This is a genomic window from Comamonas sp., from assembly GCF_036643215.1.
Classification (GTDB): Bacteria; Pseudomonadota; Gammaproteobacteria; order Burkholderiales; family Burkholderiaceae_C; genus Comamonas.
Window position 1 is genome coordinate 268,704 of sequence record NZ_JAVXSJ010000001.1, and the last position, 16,203, is coordinate 284,906.

Genomic DNA, 16,203 nt, shown 5'->3' on the forward strand with positions numbered 1-16,203 from the left:
AGTTGAGTTAAGGGTTTTCTCTAGTAGGTGCCAGGCATCAAAAAAGCCCGCCAACCGTTGCCGGTTGCGGGCTTTTTTGATGCCGTTAAAACGTGCTTACGCAGGCTTTTGAGGCGTGGGGCGCGTGCGGAAGAATTGCATCGGGTGCTCTTGCATTTCCTTGGCGTGCTGGTTCATCACCGACTTCTTCATCTTGCCCACCACATGCATTTCGCAGGGCTTGCAGTCAAAGCGCAGGGTCAGCTTTTCCTTACCGTTGATGAGCTGCAGTGGCTCGGCCTTGATGGTGCCCTTGACGCCGATCACGCCCTTGGCCTGCTTGGGGCACAGACTCATGGAGAAGCGCACGCAGTGCTTGGTAATCATCAGGCTGACTTCGCCTTCTTCTTCCTTGCTTTCGTAGGCGGCGTCAATCACCTTCACGCCGTGCTTCATATAGAAGTCATGCGCCTTCTGGTTGTAGACGTTGGCCAGATAAGTCAGCGTGTCTTCGGGGAAGGGTGTTGGCGGCTCCACAGGCAGGGCGCGGGGCAGGCGCACCAGACCATCGGCACGGGCGGTCTCCAGTGCAGCCAGCGCATCACGGCGCAGCTGGTTCAGGGCGGAGGCCGGCACAAACCAGGGCTGAGACAGCGTCAGGCTGATGTCATTGACCGAGAAGATGCTGGCGCCAAAGCGGCCCAGTTGCTCGCGCAACGTGGCTTCGGCCTTGGCCGTATCGGTCGCTGCTTGGTGCTCTTGTTCGATGGATGCAGTGGCTGCAAAACCATCTTCATCGGTCAGCGTCAGGGTAAAACCGTTGGCCGCTTCCTTGAACTCGGCCCACAGGCCAATGCGGCGTTCGCTGGATTTTTTCTCCAGCGAGCGCACCCAGTCCATATCGCGGTTGCGGTTGATCTCCATGCCCTTGCGCAAGTCCTTGAACTCGGTCATTTCGCTGCGGGGGAACAGGCGCCAGATGCCTTTCTTGGCATGCATGCATTCCGCGCGATTGATGTGCACGCCCACCAGTTCTTTTTGCAGGTCGTAGTAGCACAGACCGTCGCCGTTGTGCAGCTCAGCGGCCTTGTCGCTGGTTTCGATCTCTAACCACTTATCACCCACTTGAGTGACCCAGCCAATGGCGCGGCCAGGGGTCTTGGGCGTGTCGAAGGCGCCGATGTCATCCTTGCGGCCGTTGACGAAGTAGTCGGTGAACTCGCGGTTGAAGTTCTGATCGGGATCGGGTTCAAAGTTGAAGGTGGTCGTGCCCGACGATGAGCGCGCCAGCGGCTGCTCGGAGAACTCGCGCTCTTCAATGATTTCGTCGAGCAGCTTGCGGTAGTGGGCGGTGATGTTCTTCACATAGCCCATGTCCTTGTAGCGGCCCTCGATCTTGAAGCTGCGCACGCCAGCATCAATCAGGGCGCGCAGGTTGTCGCTCTGGTTGTTGTCCTTCATGGACAGCACATGCTTTTCGTGGGCAATGATGCGGCCCTTGTCGTCCATCACTTCATACGGTAGGCGGCAGGCCTGGTTACAGTCGCCGCGGTTGGCGCTGCGGCCGGTGTGGGCGTGGGTGATGTAGCACTGGCCCGAGTAGGCCACGCACAGCGCGCCGTGGATGAAAAATTCGATGGAGGTGCGGGCCGGGTCGGTAGCTGCGCGCACGGCGGCAATCTGCTGCAAGTCCAGCTCACGCGCCAGCACGATTTGCGACAGGCCTGCATCTTGCAGAAAACGCGCTTTTTCGGGCGTGCGGATGTCGGTCTGGGTGGAGGCGTGCAGCTGGATGGGCGGCAGATCAAGCTCCAGCAGGCCCATGTCCTGAATGATCAGTGCATCGGCGCCCAGGTTGTACATATCCCAGGCCATCTGGCGCGCGCCTTCCAGCTCATCGTCGCGCAAGATGGTGTTGAGCGTGATGAAGATACGGCTGCCAAAGCGGTGGGCGTGCTTGATGAGCCGCTCCATATCGCGGATGTCATTGCCCGCCGTGGCACGCGCACCAAAGGCCGGGCCGCCGATATAGACGGCGTCCGCTCCGTGGTTGATGGCTTCAATGCCGATATCGGCATCGCGGGCCGGGGACAGGAGTTCGAGCTGGTGGGGCAGGAGAGACATAGGGGCGGGATTATCTCAGGAAGGCCCTGTTTCAGCGCTGCGGTGGGGCATCGCCTGTCAACACGCGGTGGTCAAGACATGTTCAAATCCCCAGGTCGCAACTGCCGGATTCCATCATGAGAGCTGTCTTTGGGGTGCTCAGCCTTGTTATCGTGCTGGCGGTGGTGGGTGTGATGGCCAAGAAAAGCTGGCAAAGCAGCCAGGAAAGTCTGGCCCGCCAGACCCCGTCTTTGCCTGCAGGGCACAATCAAGGCTCTGAGGCCGCCAATGTGCGTGAGCACAGCCAGCAGGTCCAGCAGCAATATCGCCAGCAGCTTGAGTCCGCGCTCAATGCGCCGCGGCCCATGCCTGACCAGGCGCCCTGATTTCACCGCCAAGCCTGCAGCGCTCAGGCCGGTGTGCCAGCCTCTTGTTTCACCCTAGGAGAAAGCATGTCCATGACTGTTCGTGCGGCCCTGAGCCGTTGTATCCATATCCCATCCGTTCTGGCACTGGCTGCAACAGGCCTGCCACTGATGCCTATGGCGTATGCAGCAGGCGCGGCTGATGTGAACAAGCCTCTGGTGGTACGCATTGCCCATGGCGGCCCGATCTCTGGCCCCATCGCCGCGCTGGGCAAGGATGAAGAAAACGGTGTGCGCATGGCGATTGAAGATCTCAACGCCCGCAAGCTGCAATTAGGCGGGCGCAATGTGCAGTGGAAGCTGGAAGCTGGTGACGATGCCGGTGACCCCGGTCAGGCCACTTCTCTGGCGCGCATGTTCTGCGACAAGAAGGTGGCAGCGGTGGTTGGCCACCTGCAGTCTGGCACCACGCTGCCTGCAGCCAAGATTTACAACGAATGCGGCATCCCTAACATCACGCCCGCAGCCACCAACCCAGCCATTACTGACGTGGGCTATGACGACACCTTCCGCGTCATCGCCAGCGACAAAGCCATGGTCGATGCCTTGCTGGACTATGCCGTCAAGCATCAGGGTGTCAAGCGCGTAGCCATCATTGATGACCGAACTGCCTATGGCCAGGGCATCGTCAAGCTGTTTGAAGCGGCCGCTGCCGAGCATGATGTGCAGATCGTGGATAAGCAGTACACCAGCGACAAGGCTACGCAGTTCTCGTCCGTCCTCACTGCTATCAAGGGCCATAAGCCCGACGCGATCTTCTTTGCGGGTCTCGATGCTCAGGCGGGCCCCATCCTGCGCCAGATGTCGCAGCTGGCCATGAATCAGGTCAAGTTTCTGGGCGGTGACGCCCAATGTTCCGAGCGCTTGCCGGTGATGGCCGACAAGGCCCCCGCACTCAAGAATGTGGTCTGCGTGATGAGCGGCAACTCGCTCGCCAGCATGCCCGGTGGTCTGGCGTGGAAGCAGAAGTACGACCAGCGCTTCCCCGGCCAATATCAGGTTTACAGCCCTTACGCGTATGACGCCACCATGGTGCTGGCGCAGGCCATCATCAGCGCGGATTCTGTTCACCCCGAAGCCTATCTTCCCCGCCTGCGCCAGACGCATTACGAAGGCGTGACCGGTACGATTGCCTTTGATTCTCAAGGCGAGCTGGAGAACCCGCGCGTCACGCTTTACGGCTATGCCTCGGGCGAACGCAAAGAGCTGGTGGTGCCGGCTCGTTGAATGTTAATGGGCTGGTTTTTGAAGAAATCACCCGCTAGCCCTTTCGCATAAAGCGCATATAGCTATGGATTTTGATGATTCCGTGCACCCGCACTTCATGCGCCAGGCGCTGGAGCAGGCCCGCGCGGCTGCAGCTTGTGGCGAGGTGCCGGTCGGCGCGGTGGTGGTCAGGAACGGCGAGGTCATTGGCCGTGGGCGCAATAGTCCGCTGTCTGCCCTCGACCCTACGGCCCACGCTGAAGTACTGGCGTTGCGCGAAGCGGCGCAGGCGCTGGGCAATTACCGGCTGGAAGGCTGCACCCTGTACGTGACGCTGGAGCCCTGCACCATGTGCAGCGGAGCCATGCTGCATGCGCGCGTGGATACGGTGGTCTATGGTGCGGCCGAGCCCAAGACTGGCGCGGCGGGCTCGGTGCTCAATGTGTTTGGCTACTCTGAAATCAACCACCAGACTCAGGTTCTGCGCGGCGTGCTGGCCGAGGAATGCGCTGCCTTGATGGCCGAGTTCTTTCAGCAGCGCCGCAAGGAAAAAAAGGTACTTGAGCCGCACCCGCTCAAAGACTGGGCGCTGCGCAACCCTGCAGAAGCCTTTGCTGATTTACCCCACTGGCCATGGCAGCCGCAGTGGCGCAGCGATCTGCCGGCACTCAACGGACTGCGTCTGGCCGTGCTGGATGAAGGCCCAGCCAGCGCACCGCTGACCTGGCTGTGCCTGCATGGCAGCCCCGGCTGGGGCTATGAATTCAGGCATCTGCTGGCGGGACTGCTGGCGGCTGGGCACAGGGTGGTTGTGCCCGACCTGCCGGGCTTTGGCCGCAGCGACCAACCCAAGAAAGACAGGCAGCACACAGCGCAATGGCATCAGCAAATCATTGCAGAGCTGGTTCAGTCGCTGGATCTGCAGCAGGTGATTTTGCTGGGCCGTGGAGATGGTGGGCGGCTGGGGCTGGCGGCTGTACAAGCCATGCCTGAGCGTTTTGCAGGCGCATGGCTGATAGATGTCTGGCCGCTGACCGAGCAGCCCGAGCGCCGCCAGCAATGGATGGAGCAGGCGGCGCGCAAGCCCTCATGGGATGTGACCGAGGCGATGGCGCAGATTGAGGGCGGAGCAAAGAGAGATGAGGCCGAAAAGGCTGGAGAGGCCCGTGCATGGAGCGCCCCTTTTGCGCAAAGCGGTCACCGCGCTGCGCTCAAGGCCTGGCCGCGTGTGCAGGCTGAATTGCCCGCCGTGCCTGAGCCTCTTTTGCTGCAATGGGCGCAGGCCTGCAAGCTGTGGCTGCAGCCGTCAGCATCTGAGCAACTCGTATCGCTTGCGCAGTGGCAGGCCGCATGGCAGCAAGCTGCGCCGCAACTGTCGCAGATGCCGCAATTGTCTGAAGTCTGGCTGCAAACCCAGCATGGCTCTCCGGTTCCTGCGACAAAGCAGGGCAGCGCCGCAGCGGCTGTGGAATACTTTGCGCCGTAGTCTGCAGCCCATGCTGCAGATCATTGATCTGAACTCTTGAATCTGCGGATTCATCACCCTTTCACGGAGCATGCAGCCAGCGGCTGCATGAAAAGGCTTTGGCAACCTCGCGCAAATCCCCGGCATCCAGCCACGATCACGCACACCAGCATTCGCACAAAAACGGCCATGAAGAGCATGTGCACGACGAGCATTGCGGCCATGAACACCACGCGCATCACGATCATGTGCATAGCGCCGACGTCAGCTGCTGTGGCCATGACCACAGCCATGGTTCCAGGCACATTTATATCTATTCGCCCTCGGGCGCGGTGCGCGACAAGGCAGCCTTCAAGCGCGGTATCAAGCAACTGGAGGCTCTGGGCCACGAGGTTGAGGTCGATGCTGATGCACTGACCAGCAGCCAGCGCTTTGCGGGCGATGACGCCACGCGTCTGGCCGCCATTCACCGCGCTGCCGCCAGCGGCGCCGATGTGGCACTGATCTCGCGCGGTGGTTACGGCCTCACGCGCATCCTGCCTGGCATCAAGTACAAGACCGTGGCCAAGGCGATCGCCAACGGCACCAAGTTTGTGGGCCTGAGCGACTTCACCGCCTTCCAGCTGGCCATGCTGGCCCAGACCGGTGCAACCACCTGGGCTGGCCCCGCGCTGAATGCCGACTTTGGTGTGGACGCCAAGAAAACGGGTGAACCCGTGGACGACATCATGCTCGACTGTTTTGAGGATTTGCTCAGCGGTCAGGGCGAGGGCGCAGGCTGGCAAATGCCCAAGATTGGCGAGCTGCCCAACGGCAAGCCCCAGCTCAAGGACTTCTATGTGCCCGGCGCTGCCACGCTGTGGGGCGGTAACCTGGCGGTGCTGGTGTCCCTGCTGGGTACGCCGTACTTTCCGCAGATTGAGGGCGGCATTCTGTTTATTGAAGACGTGGGCGAGCACCCCTACAAGATTGAGCGCATGCTCACTCAGCTGATGCTGGCCGGAGTGCTGCAAAAGCAGAAGGCCATCGTGTTTGGTCAGTTCACCGAGTTCAAACTCACCACGCACGACAAGGGCTTCAAGCTGCAGACCGTCATCGACTGGTTGCGCATGCAGATCAAGCGCCCTGTGCTGCAAGGCCTGCCGTTTGGTCATGTGCCGACCAAGGTGCTGCTGCCTGTTGGTGCACAAGTGTCTTTGTCCGTGGAAGGCCGTGACGCCCTGATTTACTGGGGTCATACTCATTAATTGATAGCTGCTGGCGCTTGATCAATAAGCGCTACAGCCTGTTTTTAATGGAATACAAAAAAGGAATGGGCTCGCATGGGCAAAGCTGCACTGCAATGGACCGATGAGATGCTTGCCCAGCTGGGCCGCGAAAAAGATGCTGTGCTGGCTGAGCGCTGGGGCACATCGGCCAAGACCGTAAACCTCAAACGCAATGCGCTGGGGATTGCGGCTTTTGGACATTTTCAGTGGACGCCTGAGGCCATTGCGTTGCTGGGCAGCGAGTCAGATGCTGAGCTGGCCAAGCAACTGGGTATCAGCAAAGCCAGCGTAGTGGCCAAGCGAGGTGAGCTGGGTATTGCCTCTGTAACCGGCGCTGGCACCAGCGCTTTTGTCTGGAGCGATGCTGCGGTCGCCTTGCTCGGCACCGCATCGGATGCCAAAGTGGCCCTGCAGCTGGGCCTGAGCCGCCTGAGTGTTTACAACGCCCGCATGGCGCGAGGCATTGCGGCAGCGGGCAGAGGTGGCACAGGCCAGTCAGCGGAAGACCTCACCAGTCAGCCATGAGTGCAAGCCACCAGCCAGATGCTGAATTGATGCGCGCCATGCCTTTGCGGGCAGTGCGTACGGTGCTTCTGGGCTGGCTCTGGCTGGCAGCGCTGGCCGGTTTTTCTCACCTTCTGACACGGCTGCCGCCATGGGCCTGGCTGCTTGCCGTACTGCTGCTGGCACTGCTGGCTGCATGGGGCCTGTGGCTGGCTTTCATGCTGCGCAAAAAGCTGCTGCGCTTTCAATTTTCACCACAGGGGCGCATAGCGCGCTGGCTTTCAGGCGGCTGGTGGCCAGCCTGCAAGGCATTGGTGCTGGCGTTGCTGCTGTGCACAGCAACGCTCTGGCAATCATGGTTTCTGGCGCCTTGGGAATGGGGGCTGCTGGCCTGCGCTCCCTTGCTGTATGTGGGCTGGAATGGGTGGGCGCAGCGCAAGCTGGCGCTTGAATTTTCTTCTTCAGCCTTTGCATGGGCGTGGAGCCAGCGCATGGCTAAGTGGCTGCTGCTGGTGATTCTGGGCAGCGCCTGGTTGTATGGCATGGCTCGCCAGCAGGACTTTGGCCGTGCGCTTTCTGCAGGTATGGAGCCTGCGGTATTGAATGCCGCGTTGAACCAGATTCACGCTGCTCCATCTGGCTTGGTGCGCTGGGGGCTGGATGCTTTGCTGGCCGTGCAGATCGCAGGCGGCGCGCTGGCCGATTTACCGCAAACACCTGTTTTGCGTTGGCTGCTGCTGGCGCTGTTTGGGCCGGTGGGTGTACTGCTGTGTCTGGGCAGCGCCATGCAGGGGGCTGCAGGCTCTGCGGCTATTTTTCGGCAGGCCAGGCCGCCTCAGGCTGCTGGCTCTGCAGTGAATAGCGCGCCGTTGCTGGCACTGGTGGCTGTGCTGGTTCTGGGCATTCTGGTTCAAACCACCGCCAGTGTGGATGGGCTGGCACGCCAGAACGAGAGCCCGCTGGCGCTTAAACCTCTGATCGAATGCGAGCGCATTGGTCAGCAGCTCTACAGCCTTGGGACGCTGGAGGCGACACGCAAGCAGGCCTTGCAAATACTGGGCAAGACACAGGCGAGCAAGGCGCTGTGCCAGAGCATTCCGGCCATCAATCAGCAACTGGATGCGGCCGTGGAGCGCTATCTGGACTGGTACTTCAGCCTAGGCGCAGAGTGGGGGCGTATCTTCAGCCTGCTGACGGGTGATGTCAGTCAGTTTTTGCAGCGCAAACTGACCGAGACCTTAGGCGCAACGCCCGGGCTTGAGGGCTGGATTCAGAGCCTGCAAAAGCAGGCTCAGACAAGTGGCGCAGTCCTTTCACAAGGTCAGCAACAGATTCAGGAAACGCTGGCGCGCCACCATCTGGCGCTGGATGCCAGCCAATGTCGGGTGCGGGCCGCTGTGCCTCAATTGCCCGCACTGGATTTGCTGGGCAATGCTCGCCAGCGTCTGACGGTCAGCGCAGCGGCAGGCACGGGGGCTGGCGCTTTTGCGGCGGTGGTCGCAGGCAAGGCCATGGCCAAAACTTCCATGAAAGCCGCAAGCAAGGTGCTGGCCAAAGCCGCCGCCAAGCAGGGGCTGGGCAAGGCAGGCGCAGCGGTGGCTGGTGCGGCCGTGGGCTCGGTTGTGCCAGGCATTGGTACGGCTGCCGGTGCGGTTGCCGGAGCCGTGGCCGGTGCCTTGCTGGGCGTGGGCATTGACTGGGCTGCTCTATACGCCGAGGAGCTGCTGACCCGGGACGCCATGCGCGAGGATTTGCGCACGGCGCTGAAAGAGCAGCTTCAGGCAGTGAGTCAGGCCATGGGCTGCCCATAAGTTGGGCTCAAAACCTGCGACGCGTGTACTGTCTAGGGCTGCGATCGCGCCTGCAAAGTCGTACAGTGATGATTCATTGCAGGAGTTGAACATGCTCAATTACTCCCTTATGAAACCTGAAGGAATCTTGTTGCTGGAGCCCCATGGGCCGTTGACCGAGCAGGATTTCGACGGCGTAAGCCAGGATGTGGACGCATTTCTGGAAGAACACCCCAAGCTGCACGGCGTGATGGTTCAGGCCAAGGACTTTCCCGGCTGGGAAAACTGGGCTGGGTTCAGTGCTCATATGAACTTCGTGCGTGACCATCGCAAGCAAGTGGAGCAGGTTGCTCTGGTCACAGACAGCCATCTGGCAGGTATGGCCGAGTTCATGGGCAAGCATTTCTTGGGGGCCGAGGTTCGGCATTTTCCGTTTACCGAAGATGCCAAGGCCATGCAATGGCTGCATTCGGCTTGAGCCTTGTCTTAACTGCGAGCCATCTCTCCCGCAAAAAATACGAGAGAGATGGCGGCACTGCCTAACCTCTAACCTTGTTTTCGGCTGGCTTGCGCTGTCGCGGTGGTGCTTACAGCCTGCGATGGAGCTTGGGCATAGCGCTTGAATTCCATGCTGTAGGTGGCACGGCCCTGGGTCATAGAGCGCAGATGCGTGGCGTAGCCAAACATCTCCGACAGCGGTACTTCGGCCTTGATGGTCTTGCCGCCACCCGCTATATCGTCCATGCCCTGAACCGCACCGCGGCGTGAAGACAGATTGCCCATGACGGTGCCTGCGTAGTCCTCGGGAGTCTCTACTTCCACAGCCATGATGGGCTCCAGAATCACCGGGCTGGCTTTTTTGCAGGCTTCCTTGAAGCCCAGAATGGCTGCCATCTTGAAGGCCTGCTCTGACGAGTCCACATCGTGGTATGAGCCGAAGGTCAGGCGCACGCGCACATCAACCACGGGGTAGCCCGAGAGAACGCCCGAAGTCATGGCTTCGCGCAGGCCTTTTTCCACGGCAGGAATGAACTCGCGTGGAATGACGCCGCCCTTGATCTCGTCCACAAACTCAAAGCCTTTGCCTGATTCAAGCGGCTCTACTGTCAGTACGACATGGCCGTACTGGCCTTTGCCGCCGGACTGGCGCACAAACTTGCCATCCACATCGGCCACGGCCTTGCGAATCGTTTCGCGGTAGGCAACTTGTGGCTTACCCACATTGGCCGCTACGTTGAACTCGCGCTTCATGCGGTCCACGATGATTTCAAGGTGCAACTCGCCCATGCCGGCGATGATGGTCTGGCCCGATTCCTCATCGGTACTGACTCTGAAGGAGGGGTCTTCAGCCGCCAGGCGGGCCAGTGCAATCCCCATTTTTTCCTGATCGGCCTTGGTCTTGGGCTCGACTGCCTGGGCAATCACGGGCTCGGGGAAGGCAATTTTTTCCAGAACGATCGGGGCATGCGGGTCGCAAAGGGTTTCGCCCGTGCTCACGTCCTTGAGCCCCACGCAGGCAGCAATATCGCCTGCGCGGATTTCTTCGATTTCCTGGCGGGCGTTGGCATGCATTTGCACGATGCGGCCAATGCGCTCCTTCTTGCCGCGAATCGGGTTGTAGACCAGATCACCTTTAGATAGCACGCCCGAGTACACGCGCACAAAGGTCAGTTGCCCGACAAACGGGTCGGTCATGAGCTTGAAGGCCAAGGCCGCGAACTTTTCATCGTCGCTGGCATGGCGCACCAGTGTGGCGCTGGCATCGTCGTCTTCGCTGTGTCCCTCTACGGGCGGAACATCCAGCGGCGAGGGCATGAGTTCAACGATCGCATCCAGCAGCCGTTGCACGCCCCGGTTCTTGAAGGCTGAGCCGCAGAGCATGGGCTGAATCTCGGTCGCTATTGTGCGCAGACGCAGGCCAGTGATGATTTCCTCTGTGTTCAGGTCACCGGTGTTCAGGTATTTTTCGGTCAAGGCTTCCGTGGCCTCGGCAGCGGCTTCCACCATCTTCTGCCGCCATTCGCTGGCGCTGGATTTCAAGGCTTCAGGAATGTCCTGATATTCGAACTTCACGCCCTGCGATTCATCGTCCCAGAGAATGGCTTTCATCTTGATGAGGTCGACCACGCCATGAAAGTCGGCTTCAGCCCCAATGGGGATGACGACGGGCACGGGATGGGCCTTGAGCCGGTCAATCATCATCTGGCGCACGCGAAAGAAGTCGGCTCCTACGCGGTCCATTTTGTTGACAAAGGCCAGGCGCGGAACATTGTACTTGTTGGCTTGGCGCCAGACGGTTTCAGACTGCGGCTGCACGCCGCCCACGGAGTCATAGACCATGACGGCGCCATCCAGCACGCGCATGGAGCGCTCGACTTCAATGGTGAAGTCCACGTGGCCGGGGGTGTCGATGATGTTGATGCGATGGGACTGGAATTGGTGCTCCATGCCCGACCAGAAGGCCGTGGTCGCCGCCGAGGTGATGGTGATGCCGCGCTCTTGCTCCTGCTCCATCCAGTCCATGGTGGCAGCGCCGTCATGCACCTCGCCCAGCTTGTGGTTCACCCCGGTATAGAACAGGATGCGCTCGGTTGTCGTGGTCTTGCCGGCATCGATGTGCGCGGAAATGCCGATATTGCGATAGCGCTCTATAGGGGTATGGCGAGCCATGATGACCTCCCTGAAACACGGTTCTGCAAATGGAGCACCGAAACCGCCGTTGCGGCACCGGCAACCTGACGAAGCGCACTGAATGCGCGGCTACAAGCGTACTCCCAGTGCAGGTATCGCGGGGAAGTCTGGCAGCATACAAGGAAAAATATTTTGCAGATGGCTCTGGTGACTGCTGCCCGAGCCTGTCGCTCTGGCCGTCGTGGCGCTGCGCGGTTTTTACGTTACACAGGCGATAAGCCTGCCAAAGGAGTCTGGAATATGGCGGAGCAAAGCATTCAGATTACGGCCCACAAAATTCTCTACATCCTGGTGGTGGAGCAAAGCTTGCGTGCCGGCGAGAGCATGAGCATCAAGGCGCTAGCGTCAGATCTGCAAAGACATGGCATCAGCGAGAGCGAGCGTCAGCCTGCGCTGGACTGGGCCATCAGCAAGGGCTGGCTGGAGCAAGGTCCGGATGCTGAAGTGCGCCTGACCGAGGCCGGTTTTGATATGAACTTCACCCAGTAAAGAGAGGGAGGGGGCTGCCCCATCCTTACTCCAGATAAATGCCTTTTTCTTTTTTGCGTGCCCGCATGCCGGTGCGCAAAAACAGATCGCTGCCGCCTTGCACGGCCAGGGGCTTGCCGGTGGCGGCGGCCAGGTGCGCGTCAGCGCGCTCTTCCCAATGCTCAAGCAGGTCTTGCAGGGCCACACGCTCAGAATCTTTGAGCTGTGGGTGCTGCTGCAAAAACTCCTGCAGATATTGACGTGCATCTATTCCCAGCTGCTCACGGGTGGTGGCTAGCGAGATATAGCTGACGTTATCGTCGCGGCCCGTGGTGTGTGTGCCCAGCAGATAGCAGCCAATATAGTCGCCACGGGTCTGGCCTGCGGGAGGGTCCTGGCTGAGTTTTTTGAGCAGGCTGAATGGCCACATGCGTTGAATTCCTAACACCGGGCCTGTGCCCAAACAGGTATTGTCTCTCATGCTTTGTGGCCACGGCCATGTGGTTGTTGCGCACAGATCAGCAAGAAGACCAGCAAAAAGAGGTGCATATGGGAGACATGGCGGCAGACAAAAACTCAGGAGGCACGGTTTCATCTGCCCCATGGACTCGGCGCGTACTTCATGCCGGGGCTGCATTGACTGGGCTGGCCTTGCTGGCGGGCGCTGTTGGGGCCGTCTATGGCGTGCGGGCCCAGCCGCGCATGGATGGAAAACTGGCCGTGGCCGGGCTGGCAAGCAAGGTGTGGGTACGCCGAGATGAGGCGGATGTCACGCATATCAGCGCGCAATCTCCGCAGGATGTGTGGCGCGCGCTGGGATTTGTGCACGCGCAGGAGCGGGGCTGGCAGCTCGAATTTAACCGGCGGCTGATGCAGGGGCGCTTGTCTGAAATTCTGGGCCCGGCCACGCTGGAGCTGGATCAACTCATGCGTTCTCTGGATATTCGCGGCGCCGCCCGCCGCCAGTACCAAGCCCTGCCGCCATCGGTGCAGGAGTCGCTGCAGGTCTACAGCCACGGTATTGCCGCTTTCTACGCGAAGCCTTCGCAGGCCATGGCACCTGAATTTTTGCTGCTGGGCACCAAGGCCGGGGCGGGCGGGGCATCGGCCTGGGACCCTGAAGACACCGTCGGCTGGGCGCTGATGATGGCCTTGGATCTGGGGGGCAATTGGGGCAATGAATTTGCGCGGCTCAACTTGCTTCAGGTCTTGAGTACCGAGCAACTGTGGCAACTGATGCCCGCTTATCCGGGGGAGCAACCGGCTACGGCGGTTGATCTGGCCCAGCTTTATCGGCAGCTGGGCGTGTACCGCAACGCTGATGCCCTACAAAAAGTCTCCGCCCCAGCGCAGCAGATTCAATCGGCCCTGCAGCAATGGGCTGGCGCAGCCGTGCGTGACATGGGCACCAATGATGGGCTGGGCAGCAATAACTGGGTGGTGGCAGGCAGCAAGACGAAAAGCGGTAAACCACTGCTGGCCAACGACCCGCATCTGGGCTTGAGCGCACCGGCTATCTGGTACTTTGCCCGCTTGCAGTCGCCGGGCGGCAGAGCGGCTGATGGCAGTCCCCTGAGCGCGCTGGATGTGACGGGCGCAACCTTGCCCGGAATGCCTTTTGTGGTGCTGGGTCGAACGGCCCAGGTGGCCTGGGGCTTCACCAACACCAATCCCGATGTACAAGATTTGTATCTTGAGCAGATCAACCCCGCAGATGCCAGCCAGTACCGCACACCCGCGGGCTGGGAAAAATTTGGTGTGCGTGAGGAGGTCTTCAAGGTCAAAGGCCAGAGCGATGTGAAAGTGACGCTGCGCAGCACGCGCCATGGCCCGGTGGTCAGTGATGCGCAGCAGCAATACGGCAAGGTCATCAACACCGATAAATACGCGCTGGCCCTGCGCTGGGCGGCGCTGGACACGGACAACCGCACGGTAGAGGCCGGTCTTAAAGCCAATGGCGCGCAGACGGTGGCGCAACTGCTGGATGCATTTTCGGGCTACCACTCGCCCATGCAAAGCATTGTGGCTGCCGATGTGCATGGGGCTATCGGCTTCAAGGCCGCAGGCAAGGTGCCGGTGCGATCAAGTGCGCATGACTTGCGCGGCGTGGCCCCGGCCCCCGGCTGGGATGCGCGCTATGACTGGCAGGGCTGGCTGAGTTACGCCCAGACTCCGCAGGATGATGGCAGCGCGCGCGGCTTTGTGGCTACGGCCAACCAGCGCGTGACCGAGCCCGGTTACCCACATTTCTTGACCCAGGACTGGCATCTGCCGTATCGCTATCAGCGCATAGAACAGGCGCTGGTGGCCAGCAACCAGCATGACACAGCCAGCATGGCGGCGCTGCAGGGCGATGTGCAGTCGCTGGCCACGCAAGCGCTGCTGCCCGTGCTGCGCAGCTTGCAGTCAAACCATGCACTGGCTGAGCAGGCCCAGCAGTTGCTGGCGGGGTTTGAGGGGCAGATGGACAAGGTCCGCCCTGAGCCGCTGATTTTCTCGGTCTGGGTGGATGAACTGACGCGCGGCATCGTCATCCCCCGCATTGGCGAGCAGCGCTTTGCCATGACCTATGGCAAGCGCGACTTTCGTGCCGGGCTGGAAGGCATTCTGGCGCGCAACGATGCGTGGTGGTGCGCACCGCTGAGCTGTGAACAGCAGGCAGGCGAGGCGCTGACCCGCACGTTGAGCAAGCTGCAGGCTGCTTACGGCAGCGATATGCGCCAGTGGCGCTGGGGCGATGCGCACCCTGCGCTGAGCGCGCACAAACCGTTTGGATCGGTGGCGGCATTGGCGGGTATTTTTAATGTCAGCGTGCCATCGGGCGGAGATAGTTATACGGTCAACGTCGGTCAGTACAACGCCAACCCTGTGCCTGCGGATGTGAAAGCTGCGGCTGCCAGGAAGCTGCTGGGCGGGCGCTTTATCAGCCGCCATGCGCCGTCGTTGCGCGCCATTTATGACTTGGGCGATCTGGAATCGTCGCAGTTCATTTATCAGACGGGGCAGAGCGGGCTGGCGCTGTCGGGGCGCTATGGCGATATGAGCCAGGAATGGGCCGATGGCCGCTATCGCAAGCTGCAGATGCAGCCCGCGCACTGGCGCCATGTGCTGGAGCTGCAGCCGCAGAAGGCCGCAAAGCGCTGAATAGTGTTGCTATGAAGATATGAGCTGTTAGCGATGGTAATTCATAGATTTCAGATCATAAATTGCCTGAAATCAAGTCAATGCAAGCGCTACAAGCTCATGTGGCTATAGCAAAACTTCAGCGCAAAAAGTCTTCAATCAGCTTGGCCACGGCCTCTGGCTGGTCGTGGTGCAGCATGTGGCCTGCATCTTGCACAACGGCTATCTCGCACTGCGGAATATGCGTCAGGCGCTCGTGATACTGGGCCAGCGAATAGCGGCCCTTGTGCCACTGGCCCAGACTGTCGTCAGACGCCTCAACCGACAAAGTGGGCGCGGTAATGGCGGCCAGACAGGCCAGGGCCTCATCCACCCGGTACAGATAGGGGTTGGTGATCTTGTGCGATGCATCACCCAGAATGCGCCAGCGGCCCTGCTCATCGGGCGCAGCCCAGTGGTGGGCCAGCCACAGCGCCTTGTCGCGCGGCAGGCGGCGGTTGGTTTTTTGCAGACGGCTGGCCACGGCTTCCACGCTCTCATAAGGGGCCAGGGCCATGCCGCCCGCACGTTGCTCGCGCAGCTCGTCCATCCATTGCGCCAGCCGCTTTGGGGCCTGGCTGGCAGCGGTTTCGGGCATGCCAAAACCTTCGAGATTGACAAAGCGGCGAATCCGCTCGGCCCTCGCGCCGGCGTACATGCAGGAGATATTGCCGCCCATGCTGTGGCCAACCAGGTCCACAGGGCGGTCTGGCGAGACCTGCTCCAGCAGCATGTCCAGATCGGCCAGATAGTCGGTGAAGTAGTAACTGTCGCAAGGCTGGGCCGTACGGCTGAGTCCAAAACCGCGCCAGTCGTGGGCGACGATGCGGCGGCCCTGCGCAAAGGCTTCGCTAAAGGCATCCACCACAAACTGGTAAGAGGCGGCCACATCCATCCAGCCATGGGCCAGCACCAGCACGGGCAGATCGGGGTTGATCTGCGCGGGCTCCCAGCTGCGCAGGTGGTAGTGCATATTGCGCACCGGCAGCATGTGCGACTGCCACTGGCGGCGGGGCTGGTAGGGCGTTTGCTCGGTGGCGGTGCTCTGATCGATTGGGGTGTGCGTTGTCATTGTGTCTCCGTTGTTTTGATTATTGCGGTTGTGGCGGTCAGCGCCGTCGTGAATGGGACACAGATGGGAC

General features: G+C 60.7%; 13 protein-coding genes. 9 read left to right on the forward strand and 4 right to left on the reverse strand.

Annotation, left to right across the window (positions count from 1 at the left end; translation table 11 throughout):
• Positions 1-96 precede the first annotated feature (96 nt).
• On the reverse strand, positions 97-2,103 hold the full coding sequence (locus RSF91_RS01255; RefSeq protein ID WP_332566713.1) for a peptidase U32 family protein: 2,007 nt from the start codon (positions 2,101-2,103) through the stop codon (positions 97-99).
• 116 nt (positions 2,104-2,219) lie between these two features.
• Between RSF91_RS01255 and RSF91_RS01260 the strand changes: the two genes are divergently transcribed.
• The 7 genes from RSF91_RS01260 to RSF91_RS01290 all read left to right on the forward strand — a co-directional run bounded on the left by RSF91_RS01260 (position 2,220) and on the right by RSF91_RS01290 (position 9,218).
• Entirely contained in the window at positions 2,220-2,468 is a 249-nt protein-coding gene (locus RSF91_RS01260) for a hypothetical protein (RefSeq protein WP_099736519.1), read from the forward strand.
• A gap of 66 nt (positions 2,469-2,534) precedes the next feature.
• Entirely contained in the window at positions 2,535-3,734 is a 1,200-nt protein-coding gene (locus RSF91_RS01265) for a branched-chain amino acid ABC transporter substrate-binding protein (RefSeq protein ID WP_332566714.1), read from the forward strand.
• A 64-nt stretch (positions 3,735-3,798) separates the two neighbouring features.
• Positions 3,799-5,199, forward strand: a complete 1,401-nt coding sequence (gene tadA, locus RSF91_RS01270) for a tRNA adenosine(34) deaminase TadA (protein WP_332566715.1) — start codon at positions 3,799-3,801, stop codon at positions 5,197-5,199.
• 179 nt (positions 5,200-5,378) lie between these two features.
• Positions 5,379-6,425, forward strand: a complete 1,047-nt coding sequence (locus RSF91_RS01275; protein WP_332566810.1) for an LD-carboxypeptidase — start codon at positions 5,379-5,381, stop codon at positions 6,423-6,425.
• A gap of 75 nt (positions 6,426-6,500) precedes the next feature.
• Positions 6,501-6,971, forward strand: coding sequence for a hypothetical protein (locus tag RSF91_RS01280; RefSeq protein WP_332566716.1), 471 nt, complete (start codon positions 6,501-6,503; stop codon positions 6,969-6,971).
• Positions 6,968-8,761, forward strand: coding sequence for a hypothetical protein (locus tag RSF91_RS01285; RefSeq protein ID WP_332566717.1), 1,794 nt, complete (start codon positions 6,968-6,970; stop codon positions 8,759-8,761). Before RSF91_RS01280 ends, RSF91_RS01285 begins: the two co-directional genes overlap by 4 nt.
• Before the next feature lie 91 nt (positions 8,762-8,852).
• On the forward strand, positions 8,853-9,218 hold the full coding sequence (locus RSF91_RS01290) for an STAS/SEC14 domain-containing protein (protein WP_332566718.1): 366 nt from the start codon (positions 8,853-8,855) through the stop codon (positions 9,216-9,218).
• 68 nt (positions 9,219-9,286) lie between these two features.
• On the opposite strand, the gene fusA is transcribed toward RSF91_RS01290, so the two are convergent.
• Positions 9,287-11,410: an elongation factor G gene (gene fusA / locus RSF91_RS01295; protein WP_332566719.1), complete on the reverse strand. Its 2,124-nt coding sequence runs from the start codon at positions 11,408-11,410 to the stop codon at positions 9,287-9,289.
• A gap of 261 nt (positions 11,411-11,671) precedes the next feature.
• On the opposite strand from fusA, the gene RSF91_RS01300 reads away from it, so the two are divergent.
• Complete coding sequence (locus RSF91_RS01300; protein ID WP_332566720.1) at positions 11,672-11,920, forward strand: hypothetical protein; 249 nt, start codon at positions 11,672-11,674, stop codon at positions 11,918-11,920.
• Between the two features lie 25 nt (positions 11,921-11,945).
• Here RSF91_RS01300 and RSF91_RS01305 read toward each other — a convergent pair whose 3' ends face one another.
• Positions 11,946-12,329 (reverse strand): hypothetical protein, encoded by a 384-nt coding sequence (locus RSF91_RS01305; protein ID WP_332566721.1) that lies wholly within the window; start codon positions 12,327-12,329, stop codon positions 11,946-11,948.
• A 68-nt stretch (positions 12,330-12,397) separates the two neighbouring features.
• Here RSF91_RS01305 and RSF91_RS01310 point away from each other — a divergent pair, with 68 nt between their 5' ends.
• On the forward strand, positions 12,398-15,043 hold the full coding sequence (locus RSF91_RS01310) for a penicillin acylase family protein (protein ID WP_442878775.1): 2,646 nt from the start codon (positions 12,398-12,400) through the stop codon (positions 15,041-15,043).
• Between the two features lie 118 nt (positions 15,044-15,161).
• Here RSF91_RS01310 and RSF91_RS01315 read toward each other — a convergent pair whose 3' ends face one another.
• On the reverse strand, positions 15,162-16,133 hold the full coding sequence (locus tag RSF91_RS01315) for an alpha/beta fold hydrolase (protein WP_332566722.1): 972 nt from the start codon (positions 16,131-16,133) through the stop codon (positions 15,162-15,164).
• Between the last annotated feature and the right edge of the window lie 70 nt (positions 16,134-16,203).